The sequence below is a fragment of the Pseudomonas neuropathica genome (assembly GCF_051174785.1).
Classification (GTDB): domain Bacteria; phylum Pseudomonadota; class Gammaproteobacteria; order Pseudomonadales; family Pseudomonadaceae; genus Aquipseudomonas; species Aquipseudomonas neuropathica_A.
Genome location: NZ_CP195111.1, coordinates 5,532,491 through 5,551,404 on the forward strand (window position 1 = coordinate 5,532,491; position 18,914 = coordinate 5,551,404).

At 59.2% G+C, this 18,914-nt stretch carries 15 protein-coding genes and 1 tRNA gene; 11 read left to right on the top strand and 5 right to left on the bottom strand.

Features of this window, described 5'->3' with window-relative positions:
* Positions 1 to 64 precede the first annotated feature (64 nt).
* The 6 genes from ACRRSD_RS24855 (at position 65) to ACRRSD_RS24880 (ending at position 10,091) form a co-directional block, all read left to right on the top strand.
* Positions 65 to 1,399 carry a lysine N(6)-hydroxylase/L-ornithine N(5)-oxygenase family protein gene (locus ACRRSD_RS24855; protein WP_435035883.1) on the top strand — a complete coding sequence of 445 codons (1,335 nt, stop codon included), beginning with the start codon at positions 65 to 67 and terminating at the stop codon, positions 1,397 to 1,399.
* 593 nt (positions 1,400 to 1,992) lie between these two features.
* Positions 1,993 to 4,692 (top strand): magnesium-translocating P-type ATPase, encoded by a 2,700-nt coding sequence (mgtA, locus tag ACRRSD_RS24860; protein WP_435035884.1) that lies wholly within the window; start codon positions 1,993 to 1,995, stop codon positions 4,690 to 4,692.
* Positions 4,693 to 4,826: 134 nt separating this feature from the next.
* A complete protein-coding gene (locus tag ACRRSD_RS24865) occupies positions 4,827 to 5,543 on the top strand; it encodes an MgtC/SapB family protein (protein WP_007913384.1) in 717 nt (238 codons plus the stop codon).
* Between the two features lie 113 nt (positions 5,544 to 5,656).
* Positions 5,657 to 6,100, top strand: a complete 444-nt coding sequence (locus ACRRSD_RS24870) for a chemotaxis protein CheY (protein WP_435035886.1) — start codon at positions 5,657 to 5,659, stop codon at positions 6,098 to 6,100.
* Positions 6,101 to 6,235: 135 nt separating this feature from the next.
* Entirely contained in the window at positions 6,236 to 6,862 is a 627-nt protein-coding gene (locus ACRRSD_RS24875; protein WP_435035887.1) for a response regulator, read from the top strand.
* A gap of 10 nt (positions 6,863 to 6,872) precedes the next feature.
* Positions 6,873 to 10,091: a transporter substrate-binding domain-containing protein gene (locus tag ACRRSD_RS24880; RefSeq protein WP_435035889.1), complete on the top strand. Its 3,219-nt coding sequence runs from the start codon at positions 6,873 to 6,875 to the stop codon at positions 10,089 to 10,091.
* Positions 10,092 to 10,102: 11 nt separating this feature from the next.
* On the opposite strand, the gene dkgB is transcribed toward ACRRSD_RS24880, so the two are convergent.
* On the bottom strand, positions 10,103 to 10,906 hold the full coding sequence (gene dkgB, locus ACRRSD_RS24885) for a 2,5-didehydrogluconate reductase DkgB (RefSeq protein WP_435035890.1): 804 nt from the start codon (positions 10,904 to 10,906) through the stop codon (positions 10,103 to 10,105).
* Between the two features lie 334 nt (positions 10,907 to 11,240).
* On the opposite strand from dkgB, the gene ACRRSD_RS24890 reads away from it, so the two are divergent.
* Positions 11,241 to 12,107 carry a pirin family protein gene (locus ACRRSD_RS24890; RefSeq protein WP_435035893.1) on the top strand — a complete coding sequence of 289 codons (867 nt, stop codon included), beginning with the start codon at positions 11,241 to 11,243 and terminating at the stop codon, positions 12,105 to 12,107.
* A 293-nt stretch (positions 12,108 to 12,400) separates the two neighbouring features.
* A complete protein-coding gene (locus ACRRSD_RS24895) occupies positions 12,401 to 13,843 on the top strand; it encodes a mechanosensitive ion channel family protein (RefSeq protein WP_150650992.1) in 1,443 nt (480 codons plus the stop codon).
* 4 nt (positions 13,844 to 13,847) lie between these two features.
* Here the strand turns inward: ACRRSD_RS24895 and ACRRSD_RS24900 are convergent, their stop codons facing one another.
* Positions 13,848 to 14,423, bottom strand: a complete 576-nt coding sequence (locus ACRRSD_RS24900; protein WP_435035894.1) for a GNAT family N-acetyltransferase — start codon at positions 14,421 to 14,423, stop codon at positions 13,848 to 13,850.
* Between the two features lie 129 nt (positions 14,424 to 14,552).
* Here ACRRSD_RS24900 and xth point away from each other — a divergent pair, with 129 nt between their 5' ends.
* A complete protein-coding gene (gene xth, locus ACRRSD_RS24905) occupies positions 14,553 to 15,347 on the top strand; it encodes an exodeoxyribonuclease III (protein ID WP_401045657.1) in 795 nt (264 codons plus the stop codon).
* A gap of 101 nt (positions 15,348 to 15,448) precedes the next feature.
* Positions 15,449 to 16,282: an arylamine N-acetyltransferase family protein gene (locus tag ACRRSD_RS24910; RefSeq protein ID WP_435035896.1), complete on the top strand. Its 834-nt coding sequence runs from the start codon at positions 15,449 to 15,451 to the stop codon at positions 16,280 to 16,282.
* Here the strand turns inward: ACRRSD_RS24910 and ACRRSD_RS24915 are convergent.
* Together ACRRSD_RS24915 and ACRRSD_RS24920 are read right to left on the bottom strand one after the other, a co-directional pair.
* A complete protein-coding gene (locus ACRRSD_RS24915) occupies positions 16,279 to 16,605 on the bottom strand; it encodes a BrnA antitoxin family protein (RefSeq protein WP_122609056.1) in 327 nt (108 codons plus the stop codon). The genes ACRRSD_RS24910 and ACRRSD_RS24915 overlap by 4 nt on opposite strands.
* A 3-nt stretch (positions 16,606 to 16,608) precedes the next feature.
* Positions 16,609 to 16,893, bottom strand: a complete 285-nt coding sequence (locus tag ACRRSD_RS24920) for a BrnT family toxin (protein WP_435035897.1) — start codon at positions 16,891 to 16,893, stop codon at positions 16,609 to 16,611.
* Positions 16,894 to 17,147: 254 nt separating this feature from the next.
* Here ACRRSD_RS24920 and ACRRSD_RS24925 point away from each other — a divergent pair, with 254 nt between their 5' ends.
* Positions 17,148 to 18,671, top strand: coding sequence for a nucleobase:cation symporter-2 family protein (locus ACRRSD_RS24925; protein WP_435035899.1), 1,524 nt, complete (start codon positions 17,148 to 17,150; stop codon positions 18,669 to 18,671).
* A gap of 131 nt (positions 18,672 to 18,802) precedes the next feature.
* Here the strand turns inward: ACRRSD_RS24925 and ACRRSD_RS24930 are convergent.
* Positions 18,803 to 18,878 (bottom strand) — tRNA-Asn (locus tag ACRRSD_RS24930).
* Positions 18,879 to 18,914: the final 36 nt, after the last annotated feature.

The window sequence follows — 18,914 nt, forward strand, 5'->3', positions numbered from 1 at the left end:
GCCAGTCAGGTCACTTAGGCTCTCCTTGCCCCTTGTTGAGGGGTTCATCCAGAGGACACTGGAAATGACTCAGGCAATTGCATCGCCCATCGTTCACGACCTGATCGGCGTCGGTTTCGGCCCTTCGAACCTGGCGCTGGCCATCGCTCTGCAAGAGCGCGGGCCGACCCACGGCGAGCTGGATGTGCTGTTCCTCGACAAGCAGGCCAATTACAGCTGGCACGGCAACACCCTGTCGACCCAGAGCGAGTTGCAGATTTCCTTCCTCAAGGATCTGGTGACCCTGCGCAATCCGACCAGTCCGTATTCCTTCGTCAATTACCTGAAGTACCACGGTCGTCTGGTCGACTTTATCAACCTTGGCACCTTCTATCCGTGCCGCATGGAGTACAACGACTACCTGCGTTGGGTCGCCGGGCAGTTCACCGAACAAAGCCGTTACGGCGAAGAAGTGCTGACCATCGAGCCGGTGCTGCACAACCATCAGGTTGAAGCGCTGCGCGTCATCTCCCGTGGCACCGATGGTCAGCAATTCGTGCGCACCACCCGTTCGGTTGTCGTCAGCGCCGGCGGCACCCCGCGAATCCCCGAGGCGTTCAAGGCGCTGAAGGGCGACACTCGCGTGTTTCACCATTCGCAATACCTGTCGCAAATGGCCAAACAGCCGTGCGTGAACAATCAGCCGATGAGCATCGCAATCATCGGTGGCGGGCAGAGCGCGGCGGAAGCCTTCATCGACCTGAACGATTCGTTCCCGTCGGTGCAGGTCGACATGATCCTGCGCGGTTCGGCCCTGAAGCCTGCGGACGACAGCCCGTTCGTCAACGAAGTGTTCTCGCCGGAGTTCACCGATCTGGTGTTCCAGCAGAACAGCGCCGAGCGCGAACGTCTGGTCAATGAGTACCACAACACCAACTACTCGGTGGTCGACATCGATCTGATCGAACGCATCTACGGCATCTTCTATCGCCAGAAGGTTTCCGGGATTGCCCGTCACGCGTTCCGCACTCTGACCACCGTCGAAAAGGCCACCGCCACCGAAAACGGTATCGAACTGGCCGTGCGCAACAACGCTACTGGCGAAGTCACCGTGCGCAACTACGACGCCGTTGTTCTGGCCACCGGTTACGAGCGGCAGATGCACCGCAAACTGCTGGCGCCGCTGGAAGAATATCTGGGTGACTTCGAAGTTGATCGCAACTACAAACTGATCACCGACGAGCGCTGCAAGGCCGGCCTCTACATGCAGGGCTTCTGCCAGGCCAGCCATGGTCTGAGCGATACTCTGCTGTCGGTGTTGCCGATTCGCGCGGACGAGATTGCCGGCTCGTTGTATGAACATGGCAAGAATCGCGCGCATCGTTCGATGGCGGATCTGTTGTTGGCGACTGCCAGCTGATTTTTTAGCGCCTCACATACCGCTTTCGCGAGCAAGCTCGCTCCCACAGGGGATTTTCAGTGAACACAGATTTTGTGTCAGATGAAGATCCAATGTGGGAGCGAGCTTGCTCGCGAAGGGGCCCTCCAAAGCGCCACACATTCTGTTCCTGAACCCTTCCTGAACATCCCCCACATTCCCCGACACACCTCCTTTTGCCGGTTTACTCTCCAATCATCGGGGCGTAAGCTTCGCGCGTTTTCATCAATAGCGGAGACCCACAGTGGGTACTTGTTCGAGTGACAGTTGTCGGCCGGTCTCGGTAACCGGCAGATTCTCGGCAAGATAACGCGCAGCCTTTCTCTGCCGTTGTCTCGCCGTAAAAGCGAGCAGCGGCATCCCGTGCATGACCCGTCCTGGGCCATGTCTGGACGTTCCTTCTCATCGACGCTGAACAGAGCGTGATTGCGACTTTATCGTCGTGATCGCAGCCCTATCGACACGCCTGTCTTTTCTGACCGGCGCGCCAGGCCTTGCCGTGCCGGTTGTTCCGGCGGACGAGGCGCGGCCGTACCTGCTTGACGGTTTCCCGGCTGACCATAGGGGCAACAGCCATGAAACTTACGCTCAAGGAATTTTTCGCAGGTTTTCTGCGGACCCGCCACATCGCCCGACACTTCCGTCGCCTGGCGCTGCTGGAATCGATCAACGACACCACGGTCAGCCGTGAAGTCCCACCCACTCTGGCCAACACCCTGGTCGATGCCGCGCATTGCGACAGCGGTGTGTTGCTGTCGTCACTCGGCACGCATTCCGATGGCCTCACCGATTTCGAAGTCGATGCACTGCGTGCGCAATACGGCCTCAACGAAGTCGAACACGAGCAGCCGCTGCCCTGGTGGATTCACCTGTGGCACTGCTACAAAAACCCGTTCAACCTGCTGCTGACCCTGTTGGCGGTGATCTCGTGGCTGACCGAAGACCTCAAGGCCGCCGTGGTGATTTTCTCGATGGTGGTGCTGTCGACGCTGCTGCGCTTCTGGCAGGAAAGCAAATCCAACCAAGCCGCCGATGCGCTGAAAGCCATGGTCAGCAACACCGCCACGGTGATGCGCCGTGACGCGCCGCGCAGCGAATTGCCGATCAAGCAACTGGTGCCGGGCGATCTGATTGTGCTCTCGGCCGGTGACATGATTCCTGCCGATTGCCGTGTGCTCAGCGCCAAGGACCTGTTCGTCAGCCAAGCTGCAATGACCGGCGAATCGATGCCGGTGGAGAAGTTTCCACACCAGCAGGATCGCGATACGCGCAATCCACTGGAGCTGGACAACATTCTGTTCATGGGCACCAACGTGGTGTCCGGCACAGCGGTGGCAGTGATCCTCACCACCGGCAACAGCACCTATTTCGGTGCGTTGGCGCAACGAGTTGGAGCGACTGATCGCGCAGTGACGTCGTTCCAGCAAGGCGTCAACAAAGTCAGCTGGCTGTTGATCCGTTTCATGTTTGTCATGGCGCCGCTGGTGCTGTTCATCAACGGTTTCACCAAGGGCGACTGGACTGAAGCACTGCTGTTCGCGCTGTCGATTGCCGTCGGCCTGACCCCGGAAATGCTGCCGATGATTGTCACCTCGACGCTGGCCAAAGGCGCGGTGTTCCTGTCGCGCAAAAAAGTCATCGTCAAACGTCTTGATGCGATTCAGAACTTCGGCGCCATGGACGTGCTGTGCACCGACAAGACCGGCACACTGACCCAGGACAAAATCTTCCTCGCGCGCAACGTCGATGTCTGGGGCCAAGACTCCGATGACGTGCTGGAGATGGCGTATCTGAACAGCTACTACCAGACCGGGCTGAAAAACCTGCTGGATGTCGCGGTGCTGGAACACGTGGAAATCCACCGTGAATTGAAAGTCGGCACGGCGTTTCGCAAGGTCGATGAGATCCCGTTCGACTTCAACCGTCGGCGCATGTCGGTGGTGGTCGAAGGGCGTGGCCAGCCACACCAGTTGATCTGCAAAGGTGCGGTGGAAGAAGTCCTGGCGGTGTGCAGCCGCGTGCGTCACGGCGAAGTCGATGAAGCCTTGAGCGATGAATTGCTGACCCGGATTCGTCAGGTCACCGCAGCATTCAACGCTGAAGGCTTACGGGTGGTGGCGGTGGCTGCCCGCTCGATGCCGCAAGGGCGCGACACTTACAGCCTGGCTGATGAAAATGAACTGACGCTGATCGGCTATGTGGCGTTCCTCGATCCGCCGAAGGAAAGCACCGCGCCAGCGCTCAAGGCTTTGGCTGAACACGGTGTGGCAGTGAAGGTGCTGACCGGTGACAACGAGCTGGTGACGGCGAAAATCTGCCGCGAAGTCGGCCTCGCGCAACAAGGCCTGTTGCTGGGCAATGACATTGAGCGCATGAGTGACGCGGAACTTGCAGTGGCTGTAGAAAAAACCAACGTCTTCGCCAAACTGACGCCGTCACACAAGGAGCGCATCGTGCGCATCCTCAAAGGCAATGGCCACGTGGTCGGCTTCATGGGGGACGGCATCAACGATGCGCCCGCGCTGCGTACCGCCGACATCGGTATTTCCGTGGACAGCGCGGTGGACATCGCCAAGGAAGCGGCCGACATCATCCTGTTGGAAAAGAGCCTGATGGTTCTGGAAGAGGGCGTGCTCGAAGGGCGGCGCACCTTCGCCAATATGCTCAAGTACATCAAGATGACCGCCAGCTCCAACTTCGGCAACGTGTTCTCGGTGCTGGTCGCCAGTGCGTTCATTCCGTTCCTGCCGATGCTGCCGATGCATCTGTTGGTGCAGAACCTGCTCTACGACATTTCGCAGATTGCGATTCCGTTCGATAACGTCGACGAGGAGATGCTGAAAAAACCACAACGCTGGCAGCCGGGCGATGTCGGGCGCTTCATGCTGTTCTTCGGCCCGATCAGCTCGATTTTTGACATCACCACGTTCGCCTTGATGTGGTACGTGTTCGATGCCAACACCCCGGATCACCAGACCCTGTTCCAGTCCGGCTGGTTCGTGGTCGGGTTGCTGACCCAGACGCTGATCGTGCACATGATCCGCACACCGAAGATTCCGTTCCTGCAAAGCCGCGCAGCCATGCCGCTGCTGGTGATGACCGGGATCATCATGGCGGTCGGCATCTTCCTGCCGATGGGACCGCTGGCGTACTACTTCAAACTGCAGGCGCTGCCGTCGCTGTATTTCGTGTTCCTGCCGGTGATTTTGTTGGCGTACATGGCGCTGACCCAGGCAGTAAAAGGTTTCTACATCCGCCGGTTCGGCTGGCAATAACCGCAGGATTGCTCTCCCCTGTAGGAGCTGCCGAAGGCTGCGATCTCTTGATCTTGTCTTTTAAAAACAAAATCAAAAGATCGCAGCCTTCGGCAGCTCCTACAGGGGATTTGGGTGTTTTCAAGGACAAGACTATGCAAGCCATCAACAACCTTAACCTCGATTCACTGCTCGACACCCTCGTCAGCCTCAGCGCTGCTTTCATCCTCGGCGGTCTGATCGGTTTCGAGCGCCAGTACCGGCAACGCACTGCGGGTCTGCGCACCAACGTCCTGGTCGCGGTCGGCGCGGCAATTTTCGTCGACATGGCCAACCGTCTCGCCGGTGCCGAAGGCGCGGTGCGTGTGGTTGCCTACGTGGTCTCCGGCATCGGCTTTCTCGGCGCCGGGGTGATCATGCGCGAAGAGGGCAACGTGCGCGGCCTGAACACCGCCGCGACCCTGTGGACGTCTGCAGCGGTCGGCGCCTGTGCCGGCGCCGATCTGCTTGCCGAAGCGGTGCTCGGCACGCTGTTCATTCTCGCCGCCAATACCTTGCTGCGGCCGATCGTCAACAACATCAACCGTCAGCCATTGGACGTGGTTTCGGCGGAAGTCACCAACATCGTCTACGTCATCGCTCGGCGCTCACAGCAAACCGCCGTGTTCGCCTTGCTCGAAGCCGAACTGGAGCGCAGCAACTACCCGGCCAGCGACGTGGATGTGCATGCATTCGGCGCCGATGAAATCGAAATCGAAGCGACGCTGGCGACAACGTCGGTCGACGGTGATGAACTCGACGCACTGGTGGCGCGGATCTCGACATCGGCGCTGGTGGTGCAGGCGTTCTGGAGTCCGAGCACTACCGAATAAACCGCCTGACCCTGCGATGGATAGCTGTTTTTTTCGGAAAAGTCCTACAGAACCCGCCACGTAGCTTGCGTAGTCTTGCCGCACCCAGAAACCGTGACCCCGGGAGACTGACCATGATCAATAAAGCCCTGCGCATCCTGATCGCCGACACGCAGCATTTCCACCGGATGAAAATCGAGCGTCTGTTCAACAGCCTCGATTACTACCGCGTGGCTCCGGCACAGAGCCTCACCGAACTGCTGACGCTGGTGGACTACGGTTGCGAGCCGTTCGATGTGGTAGTGATCAATGCCGAACTGGCCGCAGGTTCGCTGGATCTGTTGGGGTTTTTCCTGGATAACCCGCTGGTTCGTCAGGCGCTGATCTACAACGAACCCACGGCGCCGTTGCAACAGGCCCCGGGTTTCGCTCAGGAAAATGTGCAAGTCAGCCATTTGGCTCTGCCCTCAAAACAGTCGATCAGTCAGCTGATGGCGCTGGTCGATACACCCGCGAGGCGGCAGCTTTTGTCAGCCGGCCAGCCGTACTCGTCGGTGAAAATCGTTGCTCATGCATAAAAACTCACTGGCTGCAACTGTCAGGTCTGACAGGTGATTCGCTCGCCGTTCCATGTAACAGTCCCGGTGCAGCCACTGAGTCTGGATCAGCCCCCATCGGTGGCCTGTTCGTCAGACTTTGCACCGGGAGTGGCCATGAAGTCAGCGCTGATCGTCGACGATCATCCAGTGGTGCGCGCCGCCATCCGGATCGTGTTGCAAGCCTTGGGATTCAAGCAGATATACGAGGCCTCTCAGGGCAACGAGGTGGTTTCGCTCATCAGGGAACACAATCCTCGATTGGTGATACTCGATCTGAATTTGCCGGTACTCGGCGGGCTGGAGGTTCTTGCCCGGATCAAGGCCAATGATTTTGCTTGCCGCGTGCTGGTGTTCAGCACACACGAACCCATGTTCTATCAGGATCGCTGCGTGCGTGCCGGGGCCATGGCTTACGTAACCAAAACCAATCAACTGGAGCAACTGCGCAACGCCATTCGGGCGGTGATGTCGGGGCATACCTATTTTTCCTCGCTCCCGGACAGTTTCAGCACGCTGAATGCCGTGCAAACCACGGAAAAACAGATGATCGATCAACTTTCCGACCGTGAGTTGAGCATTTTCGAGCAACTGGGGCAGGGCAAGTCCAACAAGTCGATTGCTGTGGCCATGCACCTGAGCCACAAAACCGTCAGCACCTATAAAACCCGTCTGATGAAAAAACTCGGCGTCGGTTCAGCAGTGCACTTGCGCGATTTCGCCAAGCGCAATCATGTGATCTGAGCGAGCGGACATGAAGCAGGGATGGCAGGTTTTCTGGCTGTGGCTGAGCCTGATAGCCACCTGCTGGGCGAGTGACACGCCACAAGTGCTGCAAGTGCTGACCCGCACCGGGCCAGAAAGCGTTCGGTTGCGCCTGGACGAACAGGACCGGCAATGGCTGCGTCAGCACCCGGTTCTGCGCATGGGTGTTTCCGGTCCGGATTACCCACCGTTCGAAATCACCCGCAATCAGCATGAGCTCGAAGGGCTGACCGCCGATTACGCTGATCTGCTGGCGCAGTTGCTTGGTGTGCGCATCGAAGTGCAGCGTTTTGCCAACCGCGATGCCGTGATGGCGGCACTCAAACGCGGCGATCTCGATCTGCTGGGGACCTCTAACAGTTTTGAGGCCGCCGACCCGGACTTCATTCTGTCCCGACCCTACGCCGAAGATCAGCCGATGCTGGTGTCCCGGCTCGAAGAGCAATTGCCGAGCGATCTGGCCGGCAAGCGCCTGGCCATGGTCGAGGACTATCTGCCACTGGCGAGCGTGCAAGCGTTTTATCCCCTGGCCAGCGTGCAGCGTTACCCTTCGGCGATGGATGCGCTCGGAGCGGTGGCGTTCGGCGCGGATGATGTTTATCTAGGCGACTTCATCAGTGCCAACTATCTGATCAACACCAATTATCGTAACGACCTGCAACTGGCCGGCCCCGCAGGGCTGGACGCCAATGCGTTCGCCTTTGCCCTGTTGCGCAGCGACGCGCGCCTCAAACGCATCGTCGATAAAGCGTTGACGGCCATCCCCATGGAGCGCCGGCAACGTATCGAGCAACGCTGGAGCGCAGGCCTTGCCGAAATGGCTGAACAGTCGCGGGTGCAACTCAGTGCCAGCGAGCAGGAGTGGCTGGATCAGCATCCGGTGGTGCACGTCGGTGCCATCGAAGATTTCGCGCCGCTGACGTTTTTTGATGCCGATGGCCGCTTCAGCGGGTTGTCGGCGCAACTGTTGAGCTTGATCAGTCAGCGCAGCGGGCTGAACTTCGAAGTTGTGCGCGGCACGTCGCTGGATCGCCAGATCGAACAGCTCAAGGCCGGCGAACTGGATGTATTGCCGGTGGTGACGCCGAGCAGCGAGCGCGAAACCGAACTGCAATTTACCCGCGCCTATCTGAACAATCCGTTTGTGCTGGTCAGTCCAATCACTGCGCAGGGCCCGCTCGACCTTGATGATCTGAACGATAAACGGCTGGCGATTTATCGCGGCCATCCGTTGCGCGGATATCTATTGGAACGGGTGCCGCGCATCCGTCTGATCGAAGTCAAAAGCCCCGCCGAAGGCATGGCGTTGATTGCCAAAGGCCAGGTCGACGCTACGGTCAGCTCGTTGCTGGTAGCGCGCTTTCTGATCGCCCGTCACTACCGCGAGCGTCTGCGCATCAGCGGCACGGTCGGCGATCAACCGGCGCGCATTGCGCTGGCGACGGCGCCGCACATGCCGGCCCTGCATTCGATCCTGAACAAGGCCTTGCTGAGCATCGCCCCACAACAGATGGACGAACTGGTTGAGCGTTGGAGCCACGATGTGGTGGTCGATGACAGTTACTGGCTACGGCATCGTCGCGAGATTCTGCTGGGCTTTGCCGGGGCAGCGGTTCTGCTGGCGCTGGCACTGGCCTGGATCGTTTTTCAGCGCCAGCAGATTCGCCGGCGCCAGCAGTGGTTGCAGCAATTGCAGGAAGCCAAGAACGCGGCGGACGACGCCAATCGGGCGAAAACCACGTTTCTGGCGACCATGAGCCATGAAATCCGCACACCGATGAATGCCTTGATCGGCATGCTTGAGCTGGCACTGAAAAGGGCCGAGGAGGGCGTGACCGACCGCTTGGCGATTCAGGTGGCGTCCAACGCTGGGCAACAATTGCTCGCGCTGATCGGCGACATTCTCGACATCGCGCGGATCGAGGCCGGGCATTTGTCCCTCGCGCCGGAGCGCGCCAATCTGCGCGAACTGGTAGTGTCGGTGTGCCGGGTGTTCGAAGGGCTGGCACGGCAGAAGCGTTTGCTGTGGCATATCGAACTGGATGTCCGCAGCAACGTTGATGTGCTGATCGATCCGACGCGCTGCAAACAAGTGCTGTCGAATCTGCTGAGCAATGCAATCAAGTTCACCGAGGAGGGCGAGGTCAGTCTGCGGCTGGTAGTGACTGCAGCGACGGCCGAGCGACTGGCCGTGAAGGTGCTCATTGAAGACAGTGGGGTAGGGATCAGCGACGATGACCGGCGACGGCTGTTCAGCCCGTTCGTGCAGGCGAGCAATCACTCGCAGTCGGCCCGCAGCGGTTCCGGACTGGGCCTGGTGATCAGTCGCAGCCTCTGCGAAATGATGGGCGGTACGCTGCGACTCGACAGTGCGCCGGGTAAAGGAACGCAAGTTGAGGTGAGTCTTGAACTGCCGCTGTTGGCCGCCCTTGCTCTACCCGCTGCAACCGCGCAAGCCGTGGTGGCTGCGAGCTGTGCACTGACTGTGCTGGTGGTGGACGATCACCCGGTCAACCGCTTGCTGCTGTGCTGGCAGTTGAGTGAACTCGGCCATCGCACGGTCGACACCGAGAACGGTGATCAGGGCCTGGAGCGATGGCGCACGCAGGCATTCGATGTGGTGATCACCGATTGCAACATGCCGCGGCGTAACGGTTATCAACTGGCACGGGCGATCCGTGATGAGGAAGCGCTTGCCGGCCGCCAACCCTGTCTGATTCTTGGCTTTACCGCCAACGCGCAGACCGAGGAGCGGACGCGTTGCCTGAATGCCGGCATGGACGAATGTCTGTTCAAACCGATCCGCTTGCACGACCTCGCGCAGGCGTTGACGGCTGCCAGTCATTGCGAAGTGACGCTAAACCCTGGCGAGGTGCCGGCGCTGGTGGAAATCGACCTGAGCACATTGGAGCAAATGGCCGGGGATGATCGTGCCTTGATCGGGCAGTTGCGCAAGGAAGTGTTGAACAGCTTGCAGCTCGATCTGCAACGTTTGGAAGTATTGCAGCGAGAGCAGGATCGCGCAGGGCTGCGTGAACTGGCGCATCACATCAAGGGCGGGGCGCAGATGGTCGGTGCGGCGCAGGTAGTGGCAACGTGTGTCGCGCTGGAGCAGGCGTGCCGCGAGACACACGCGGCGCCGCTGGACGTCGCGAGCGAAACGTTGCGCGAGGCCATGGCCAGCCTCGCGCAACGTCTGCAAATCTGATGCGTGTCGGATCAGTCCCAGTGCGGTGCGATGCCTTTCGGGCTGGTCAGGCGCTGGCCGCGATCAAGCGTGGCAATCAGCGCCATATCGGCATCGCTTAGTGTCAGTGCGGTGGCGGCAAGGTTGCTTTGCAGGTTGTCACGTTTGGTCGACGACGGGATCACGGCGTAACCCGACTGCATGGCCCAGGCCAGGGTGACTTGTGCCGGCGTCGCCTGCAGGCGTTCGGCGATCTGCTGGAGCAACGGATCTTTCAGCACTTCACCGTAAGCGAGGGTCATGTACGAAGTGATGTGGATGCCTTGGCTGCGGGCGAACTCGACCACTGTGCGGTTCTGCAGGTACGGGTGCAGTTCAATCTGGTTGGTTGCGATGTTGTCGGCACCGACCGCGGCGATCGCTTGTTGCATCAGCTCAATGGTGAAGTTGGACACGCCGATCTGCCGGGTCAGGCCCAGACGCTTGGCCTCCAGCAGGGCGCCCATGAATTCTTCGACCGGTACCTGGTTTTCCGGCGACGGCCAGTGAATCAAGGTCAGGTCGAGGTAGTCGGTCTGCAGTTTTTCCAGGCTTTCCTTGAGGCTGTCGATCAGGCGATCTTTGGCGAAGTTGGCGACCCAGATCTTGCTGGTGATGAACAGCTTGTCGCGCGGGATGCCGCTGGCCGCAATGGCCGCGCCGACATCGGCTTCGTTGTCGTAGATTTGCGCGGTGTCGATGACCCGGTAGCCGAGTTCGAGGGCGGTACTGACCGAAGCGATGACCACCTGGCCTTGCAGGCGAAACGTACCAAGACCGAAAGCGGGAACAGACATGAAAGACTCCAGAGTTGCGGTGGGAATGGGCAGGAGTATCCATGTGTGAATCGTTGAGAAAAACCGCGACTGGGTCAAAGCACTATTGATCAGAAGTCATGAATCAAATGTTCATTGTGCATTGGCTGGGCTGGCCTCATCGCTGGCAAGCCAGCTCCCACAAAGATCCTGGCGGGAGATGAATTACCTGTCCACCTCAAGACCTGCCAGCGATGGCTGCACCACCCATCGTTCCCCAGATAGAACGCTAAGGCTGATTTTTGCAGTCTAGTGCATTAATGGTCATGGATTTAAGCTTAATCCATCGCATCATTCACCCCAATTGGAGACAACCATGAAAAACATCATCGGTATCTACACCAGCCCGCGCGGCCATTGGGTCGGCGATGGTTTCCCGGTTCGCACGCTGTTTTCCTACGACAACCTGGGCAAACACATCAGCCCGTTCCTGCTGCTCGATCACGCCGGCCCTGCCGATTTCACCCCGACCACCGAACGGCGTGGCGTTGGTCAGCATCCGCACCGTGGTTTCGAAACCGTGACTATCGTTTATGAAGGCGAGGTTCAGCACCGCGACTCGACCGGCAGTGGCGGCGTGATTGGTCCGGGCGATGTGCAATGGATGACCGCGGCTTCCGGGATCCTCCACGAGGAGTTCCACTCGGAAAACTTCGCCAGAACCGGCGGCAAACTGGAAATGGTGCAGTTGTGGGTCAACCTGCCGGCCAAAGACAAAATGGCCGCGCCGGGCTACCAGACCATTCTCGACCGTGACATCCCGAGCATCGCACTCAAGGACAACGCGGGCCACCTGCGCCTGATCGCCGGTGAATTCGATGGCCACACCGGCCCGTCGCGCACCTTTACGCCGATCGACGTGTGGGATCTGCGCCTGACCGCCGGCAAGTCGCTGACGCTTGATCTGCATGAAGGTCGCAACACGGCGCTGGTGGTGTTGAAAGGCACGGTGCAGGTCAACGGCGTGGAGTCGGTGCGCGAAGGGCAGTTGGCGCTGTTCGAGCGTGACGGCCATCAGATGACGCTCGAAGCCAGCCAGGACGCGGTGGTGTTGCTGCTCAGTGGCGAGCCGATCGACGAACCGATCGTCGGCCACGGCCCGTTCGTGATGAACACCGAGCAGGAAATCCACCAGGCGTTCGCCGACTTCCAGTCCGGCCGCTTCGGCCAGATGCACGCTTAACGCACAACCACTCCGCTCAACACAGGATCAACCTGATCACCCGCTACAGCATCCTGACTAACGGTAAATAACTCTCACCACACCACTAAACCCCTGTGGGAGCGAGCCTGCTCGCGAAGGCGTCATGTCAGTCGATGCACCTTTGACTGGTCGATCGCATTCGCGAGCAGGCTCGCTCACATATTTGGTTTTGTGGTGTTTTTGGGGGCGGGTTCATGCTCTGAAATCAATTGCTCCTACACTTGCTCAATCTGTGCGATCTTCTCGCGATTGGCCCCCGTCGGAGTTGTTTGATGCTGTCTCTGCTCACTGAACATCCGTTGTTTTGCGCGTTGATACTGATCCTCCTCGATCTGGGCTTGTGGCGTCTGATCAGTTCCCATGGCAGTGAGTGGAAACTGCTGGTGCGGGTGCTGATTTTCACGCTGTTCAGCGTGCTGCTGTTCAACGAAGGTCTCAACCCGATGGAGCCGGCGCCGTGGGCCGATAACGTGCCGCTGCACCTGGCTGCGACCGGGTTGCAGATTGGCTGGTGGCTGTTCGGCGCGCGCACCCTGACGGTGTTGATCGGTGCGGTGATGATGCAACGGGTCGGCCACACCGGACGGCTGTTGCAGGATCTGCTCGGCGCAGTGATTTTCCTTATCGCGATTATTGCGGCGCTGGCCTATGTGCTGGATCTGCCGGTCAAAGGTGTGCTGGCGACTTCCGGGGCGTTGGCGATCATCGTCGGTCTGGCCTTGCAGAGCACGCTCAGCGATGTGTTCTCCGGGATCGTCCTCAATACCACCAAGCCTTATCAACTCGATGACTGGATCTCCATCGACGGCACCGAAGGCCGGGTCACCGACATCGACTGGCGCGCCACACGTTTGCAAACCAGTCAGGGCAGCATGGCGGTGATTCCCAACTCGCTGGCGGCCAAGGCCAAAATCATCAACTTCAGTCGGCCAAGCAATATGTTCGGCGTCGCGGTCAGCGTGCAGGTCAGCCCGCATGCCCGGCCCAGTTCGGTGATCGATGCGCTGGAGCGGGCGATGCAGGGCTGCCGGCAACTGCTCGACACGCCGGCGCCGAGCGTCGCCCTGAAAAGCTCCGGCAGCAGTGGGGCGGAATACGAGATCAGCGGGTTCGTTGCATCGATGGGCGAGAAGCGCGTGGTGCGCAATCAACTGTTTGACCTGGCGTATCGGCACTTGCAGGCGTCCGGGGTCAACCTGCTGTCGAGTGATGAAAGCACTGCGCCGACCAATTTGTCGCGACCACGGGCGCTGCTCGACAGTTCGCCGATCTTCTCGACCCTGCGCCAGGAAGAAAAAGACACCTTCAGCCAGAACATGAGCCTGCAAACCTTCCGCGCCGGTGAAATCATTCTTGCGGGCGGCGAGGTCAGTGATCACCTGTTCATTATTGAGTCCGGCGTGGTTTCGGTGACCCTGAAGCGCCACGGCACACCATTCGAGTCCGGGCGCATGGGGCCGGGCGAAGTGATTGGCGAGGCCGGGATCTTGGCCGATACCGCGTTGCCGGCGGACTTTTCGGCGAAGACCTTTTGCGCGTTGTATCGCATCGAGAAGTCGTACCTCAAGCCGTGCCTCGATGCGCGTCATGACATTCACGACGCGATGCAGACACTGCTCGATTACCGCCTGCACAAGGCGCAATCCCTGACCGAGGAAGCGCCGGCGGTGGTACCGAAAAGAGGCTTTCTGCAGTGGCTGCGCAATCGCGCCTGAAGGGTCAGGCGCCGAGTTTCTGCTCCAGGTGCAGGCGCACCTGCGGCCACTCGTCGTCGATGATGCTGAAACGTACCGAGTTGCGCTTGCGTCCGTCCGGCATGATCCGCTCATGGCGGACGATGCCTTCCTGTTGCGCGCCAAGGCGCAGAATCGCGTTGCGTGACTTCTGGTTGTTCTCGTCGGTGGTGAACTGCACGCGCACGCAATCGAGCACGTCGAAGGCGTGGCGCAGCATCAGGTATTTGGCTTCGGTATTAACGAAGGATTTCTGCCAGCTCGCCGCGATCCAGCTGCTGCCGATTTCCAGCTTGCGATTGAGCGGGTCGATCTTCCAGAAGCGCGTTGAGCCGATCACCTCGCCGCTGTCTTTAAGCACAATGACAAACGGCATCACCGTGCCGGCGTCACGGCCATCGAGTGCTTTTTTCAGGTAGCTGTCGACAGTGCTGGGCGAAGGCACCACGGTGACGGTGAGATTCCACAGCTCACCATCGGCGGCAGCGTGGAGCAGGGCGGCGGCATCTGAATACTGAAGCGGGCGCAGAAGGATGCGCTGACCTTGCAGCGTGGTTTGCATGGGATTCAGGTCTCGGCAGTACGGGCGAATGGCGAGCGCCTATTACGCCGCACCGGGCGGATCCGATGCAACCGCCGCGATGATCGCAGGGTCAGATTTTTTACAGCCCACAGGCAGGAGCCTCAGCCGATGAAAAACCTGCGAATCGCCACCTATAACGTCAACGGTTTACGCGCACGCTTGCCCAACCTGCTGGACTGGCTCAAGCGCGAGCAGCCGGACATCGCCTGCCTGCAAGAACTCAAATCTGTCGACACGGCCTTTCCCGCAGCAGAACTGGAAGCTGCCGGTTATGGCGCAATCTGGCAGGGGCAAGCCTCATGGAACGGCGTGGCGATTCTCGCCCGCGACGCGCAACCGCTGGAGAGCCGGCGCGGTCTGCCGGGCGATCCCGATGACCAGCACAGCCGTTATCTGGAAGCGGCGGTGCACGGCGTACTGGTCGGGTGTCTGTATTTGCCTAACGGCAATCCGCAGCCGGGGCCGAAGTTCGATTACAAACTGGCCTGGTTCGAACGGCTGATCAGCTACGCGAAGGACCTGCAAAGCAGCGATCATCCGGTGGTGCTGGCCGGTGACTACAACGTCGTGCCCACCGACATGGACATCTACAACACCCGCTCCTGGCTCAAGGATGCGCTGCTGCAACCCGAGAGCCGCGAGTGTTATCAACGCTTGCTCGATCAAGGCTGGACGGACTCGCTGCGCCATCTGTATCCCGAGGATCGGCTCTATACGTTTTGGGATTACTTCCGCCAGCATTGGCAAACCAACTCCGGTTTGCGCATCGATCATCTATTGCTCAACCCGGCACTGAGTCCGTATTTGCACGAAGCCGGGGTAGACGCCTGGGTGCGCAACGAACCCCACGCCAGTGACCATGCGCCGACGTGGATTCGTATCGGTTCACGGAAAAAACGCTAGCGGGCGATTGGCGAAATCAATTGTCGAAACCAGTGCTCGATCCCGTATACATGGCGACCATCAACGCAGTGAACTGCGGCCCCATGCATAAGGACCGAGCAATGAGTGAGCCTCGCCTGACGAATCTGAAGCTGTACCTGCTGCGTCTGGGTTTCGATGCGCCGCCGGCACCAACGCTGGCAACGCTGCGCCAATTGCAGTGGCGCCACACCGGCGTGTTTCCTTTCGAAAATCTGGCGACGATTGCCGGGGCGCCAGTGTTGATCGATCTGCCGTCCATCGAAGAAAAAATCCTCGTCGGTGGCCGTGGTGGTTATTGCTACGAACTCAACAACCTGTTTTTTGCCCTGTTGCTTGAATTGGGCTTCGATGCCCGTTCCATCAGCGGGCGCGTGGTGATGAATCAGCCCGAAGGCAGCTGGACAGCGCGCACCCACCGTTTGAGTCTGGTGACTATCGACGACGTGCGTTACATCAGTGATGTCGGCTTCGGTGGCATGGTGCCGACCGCGCCGCTGATCCTCGATACCGAAGCCGAGCAAGCGACCCCGCACGAACCTTATCGCATTGAAAAACAAGCCGACGGTTACATGTTGCAGGCCAAGGTGGCGGGGGAGTGGCGGTCGATGTACCTGTTTGATCTGCAGCGCCAGGAAGACATCGATTACACCATTGGCAACTGGTATGTCTCGACTCACCCTGAGTCACCGTTTGCACAGCGCCTGATGGTGGCGCGCACCGGGGATGGCTGGCGCAAGACCCTGAACAACGGCAGTTTCGCTATCCATCGCATGGGTGCCAGCAGTGAGCGGCGCGAGGTGGCGCAAGTCGATGAATTGATTGATTTGCTGGCGCGCGAGTTTGGTCTGCACCTGCATGATCTACCTCACGTGCGGCATTCTTTGGCGCGGGTGATCGCGCCTGTTTCCGTCTAGGGTTTGGCGTCGGGCTCCAGCACTCGACGGATTTCCCCGACCGCTGCCGACAGCTTTTTCTCGAGGCTCTTGAGGTCGGCGGCGGTGATGCCCTTCTTGAACTGTCCGCTCGATTCGACTTGTTCCGGTTTTGCAGCGGCATCCAGCAACGCATGACGCAGGGTGTTATTGATCACCGTTTGGTAACCGAACCCTTCGTTCTCCGCGACCGTACGCGCAGCTTCGATGACGGCATCGTCGAGCATGATGGTGATGCGGGTTTTGCCCTTGTTTGACGCCACTGCGCCGCGTTTGCCCTGAGAAAAGTCATATTCGTCTTTCATCGGTCAAGCCTCCAGAAAATAAGCGCAACGCTCGCTCGGTGTAGCGACACGTGCAGAAATGATTCGAACGACATTCGCGTCCCGGTAACTGTATGCAACGACCAAAAGTCGCCCTTTGCCGTCGAGGCCAATAGTGATCCAGCGTTGTTCGTCATGGTCGTTGTCCTCGATCGTCAGTGCTCGTTCGTCGTGAAATACCGGTTCGGTTTCAGCGAGGCTGACGCCCTTGTGCTTGAGTTTGTTGGCTGCGTTCTTGCTTTTGTCGTACTGAATTTCAATTGACTTCATTATGCATACTTTATATGTATAAAAAAGAGTGCGACGGTGCCGTCGGTCGCCATGAACAATTCAGCCTAGTGCGCACGCGGGCAGGTGCAGGAAGGGATGTGTTGCCGGATTTGTGGGGAATGGAACCGGCGGGATAGAAGGTTGGGTGGCTACCTATCCATTATGTGACTGATAAGTTGTATACAACTCTATGGACATTTGTCACGAGTATTGAATACAGTGTGCGCATAACAAAAACCAGGGAACCCCCCACCATGAAAACGCCCCATGTTTCACACCAACGGCCCGAGGACGAGAATCTCGGGGTCGGCGCGAATATGGCTTACGGCCTGCAACATGTTCTGACCATGTACGGCGGTATCGTTGCGGTGCCACTGATCATCGGCCAGGCGGCCGGCTTGTCGCCGGCGGACATCGGTTTGCTGATTGCTGCTTCATTGTTTGCGGGGGGGCTGGCGACACTGCTGCAAACCCTGGGTCTGCCGTTTTTTGGCTGCCAGTTGCCGCTGGTGCAGGGCGTGTCGTTCTCCGGTGTGGCGACCATGGTCGCGATCGTCAGCAGTGGCGGGGAGGGTGGCTTTCAGTCGGTGCTGGGTGCGGTGATTGCCGCCTCCTTGATAGGGCTGCTTATCACGCCGGTGTTCTCACGCATCACCAAGTTCTTTCCGCCCTTGGTCACCGGCATCGTGATCACCACCATCGGCCTGACGCTGATGCCGGTGGCCGCACGCTGGGCGATGGGCGGTAACAGCCATGCGCCGGACTTCGGCAGCATGCAGAACATCGGTCTGGCGGCGGTCACGCTGGTATTGGTGCTGTTGCTGAGCAAAGTCGGCAGTTCGACCATCTCGCGTCTGTCGATTCTGCTGGCCATGGTGATCGGCACGGTGCTGGCGGTGTTCCTCGGCATGGCGGACTTCTCCAGCGTCACCACGGGGCCGATGTTCGGCTTCCCAACGCCGTTCCATTTCGGTATGCCGACCTTCCACTTCGCCGCGATCCTGTCGATGTGCATCGTGGTGATGGTGACGCTGGTAGAAACGTCGGCAGACATTCTGGCGGTCGGTGAAATCATCGGCACCAAGGTCGATTCCAAGCGCCTGGGCAACGGCCTGCGCGCGGACATGCTGTCGAGCATGTTTGCGCCGATTTTCGGTTCGTTCACCCAGAGCGCCTTCGCCCAGAACGTCGGTCTGGTGGCGGTGACCGGCATCAAGAGCCGTTACGTGGTCGCTACTGGCGGCATCTTTCTGGTGATCCTTGGCCTGCTGCCGTTCATGGGTCGGGTCATCGCAGCCGTGCCGACGTCGGTACTCGGCGGCGCCGGTATCGTACTGTTCGGTACCGTAGCGGCAAGCGGCATCCGTACGCTGTCGAAAGTTGATTACCGCAACAACGTCAACCTGATCATCGTTGCTACTTCAATCGGTTTCGGTATGATCCCGATTGCTGCACCGAACTTCTACGATCACTTCCCAAGCTGGTTTGCGACCATCTTCCACTCGGGCATCAGTTCGTCGGCGATCATGGCGATCCTGCTCAACCTGGCGTTCAACCACTTCACCGCTGGTAACTCGGATCAGCAATCGGTGTTTGCGGCAGCGGAGGAGCGGACTTTGCGTTATCGCGATCTGGCGGCGCTGCGTGAAGGCGATTACTTCAGCGACGGCAAGCTGCATGACTGCGATGGCAAGGAAGTGCCGGTGATCGAGCCGGATGATCACGATCATGGGCACGGTGTGCCGAAAGTGCAGGTGAAAAGCAGCGAGCATGTCTGACCGCTGTGACTGAATAGAAAAGGGCCGATCTGTTAAGCGCAGATCGGCCCTTTTCTTTTGTGGATCAGAATGATCTTTTCGAGCGCCCACAAAAAAGCCCCTGAATCTTTCAATTCAGGGGCTTTGCTATTTGGCTCCACAACCTGGACTCGAACCAGGGACCCAATGATTAACAGTCATTTGCTCTACCAACTGAGCTATTGCGGAATTGGTGCGTATGTTACTGATTCAAAAAGAGAAGTC

What these genes read in the sequence shown, in the direction of transcription:
- mgtA (WP_435035884.1), top strand. Translation starts at nt 1,993, where the DNA reads ATGAAACTTACGCTCAAGGAATTTTTCGCAGGTTTTCTGCGGACCCGC.
- xth (WP_401045657.1), top strand. Translation starts at nt 14,553, where the DNA reads ATGAAAAACCTGCGAATCGCCACCTATAACGTCAACGGTTTACGCGCA.
- ACRRSD_RS24915 (WP_122609056.1), bottom strand. Translation starts at nt 16,605, where the DNA reads ATGAAAGACGAATATGACTTTTCTCAGGGCAAACGCGGCGCAGTGGCG.
- ACRRSD_RS24865 (WP_007913384.1), top strand. Translation starts at nt 4,827, where the DNA reads ATGCAAGCCATCAACAACCTTAACCTCGATTCACTGCTCGACACCCTC.
- ACRRSD_RS24900 (WP_435035894.1), bottom strand. Translation starts at nt 14,423, where the DNA reads ATGCAAACCACGCTGCAAGGTCAGCGCATCCTTCTGCGCCCGCTTCAG.
- ACRRSD_RS24920 (WP_435035897.1), bottom strand. Translation starts at nt 16,893, where the DNA reads ATGAAGTCAATTGAAATTCAGTACGACAAAAGCAAGAACGCAGCCAAC.
- ACRRSD_RS24925 (WP_435035899.1), top strand. Translation starts at nt 17,148, where the DNA reads ATGAAAACGCCCCATGTTTCACACCAACGGCCCGAGGACGAGAATCTC.
- ACRRSD_RS24910 (WP_435035896.1), top strand. Translation starts at nt 15,449, where the DNA reads ATGAGTGAGCCTCGCCTGACGAATCTGAAGCTGTACCTGCTGCGTCTG.
- ACRRSD_RS24870 (WP_435035886.1), top strand. Translation starts at nt 5,657, where the DNA reads ATGATCAATAAAGCCCTGCGCATCCTGATCGCCGACACGCAGCATTTC.
- ACRRSD_RS24875 (WP_435035887.1), top strand. Translation starts at nt 6,236, where the DNA reads ATGAAGTCAGCGCTGATCGTCGACGATCATCCAGTGGTGCGCGCCGCC.
- ACRRSD_RS24890 (WP_435035893.1), top strand. Translation starts at nt 11,241, where the DNA reads ATGAAAAACATCATCGGTATCTACACCAGCCCGCGCGGCCATTGGGTC.
- ACRRSD_RS24895 (WP_150650992.1), top strand. Translation starts at nt 12,401, where the DNA reads ATGCTGTCTCTGCTCACTGAACATCCGTTGTTTTGCGCGTTGATACTG.
- ACRRSD_RS24855 (WP_435035883.1), top strand. Translation starts at nt 65, where the DNA reads ATGACTCAGGCAATTGCATCGCCCATCGTTCACGACCTGATCGGCGTC.
- dkgB (WP_435035890.1), bottom strand. Translation starts at nt 10,906, where the DNA reads ATGTCTGTTCCCGCTTTCGGTCTTGGTACGTTTCGCCTGCAAGGCCAG.
- ACRRSD_RS24880 (WP_435035889.1), top strand. Translation starts at nt 6,873, where the DNA reads ATGAAGCAGGGATGGCAGGTTTTCTGGCTGTGGCTGAGCCTGATAGCC.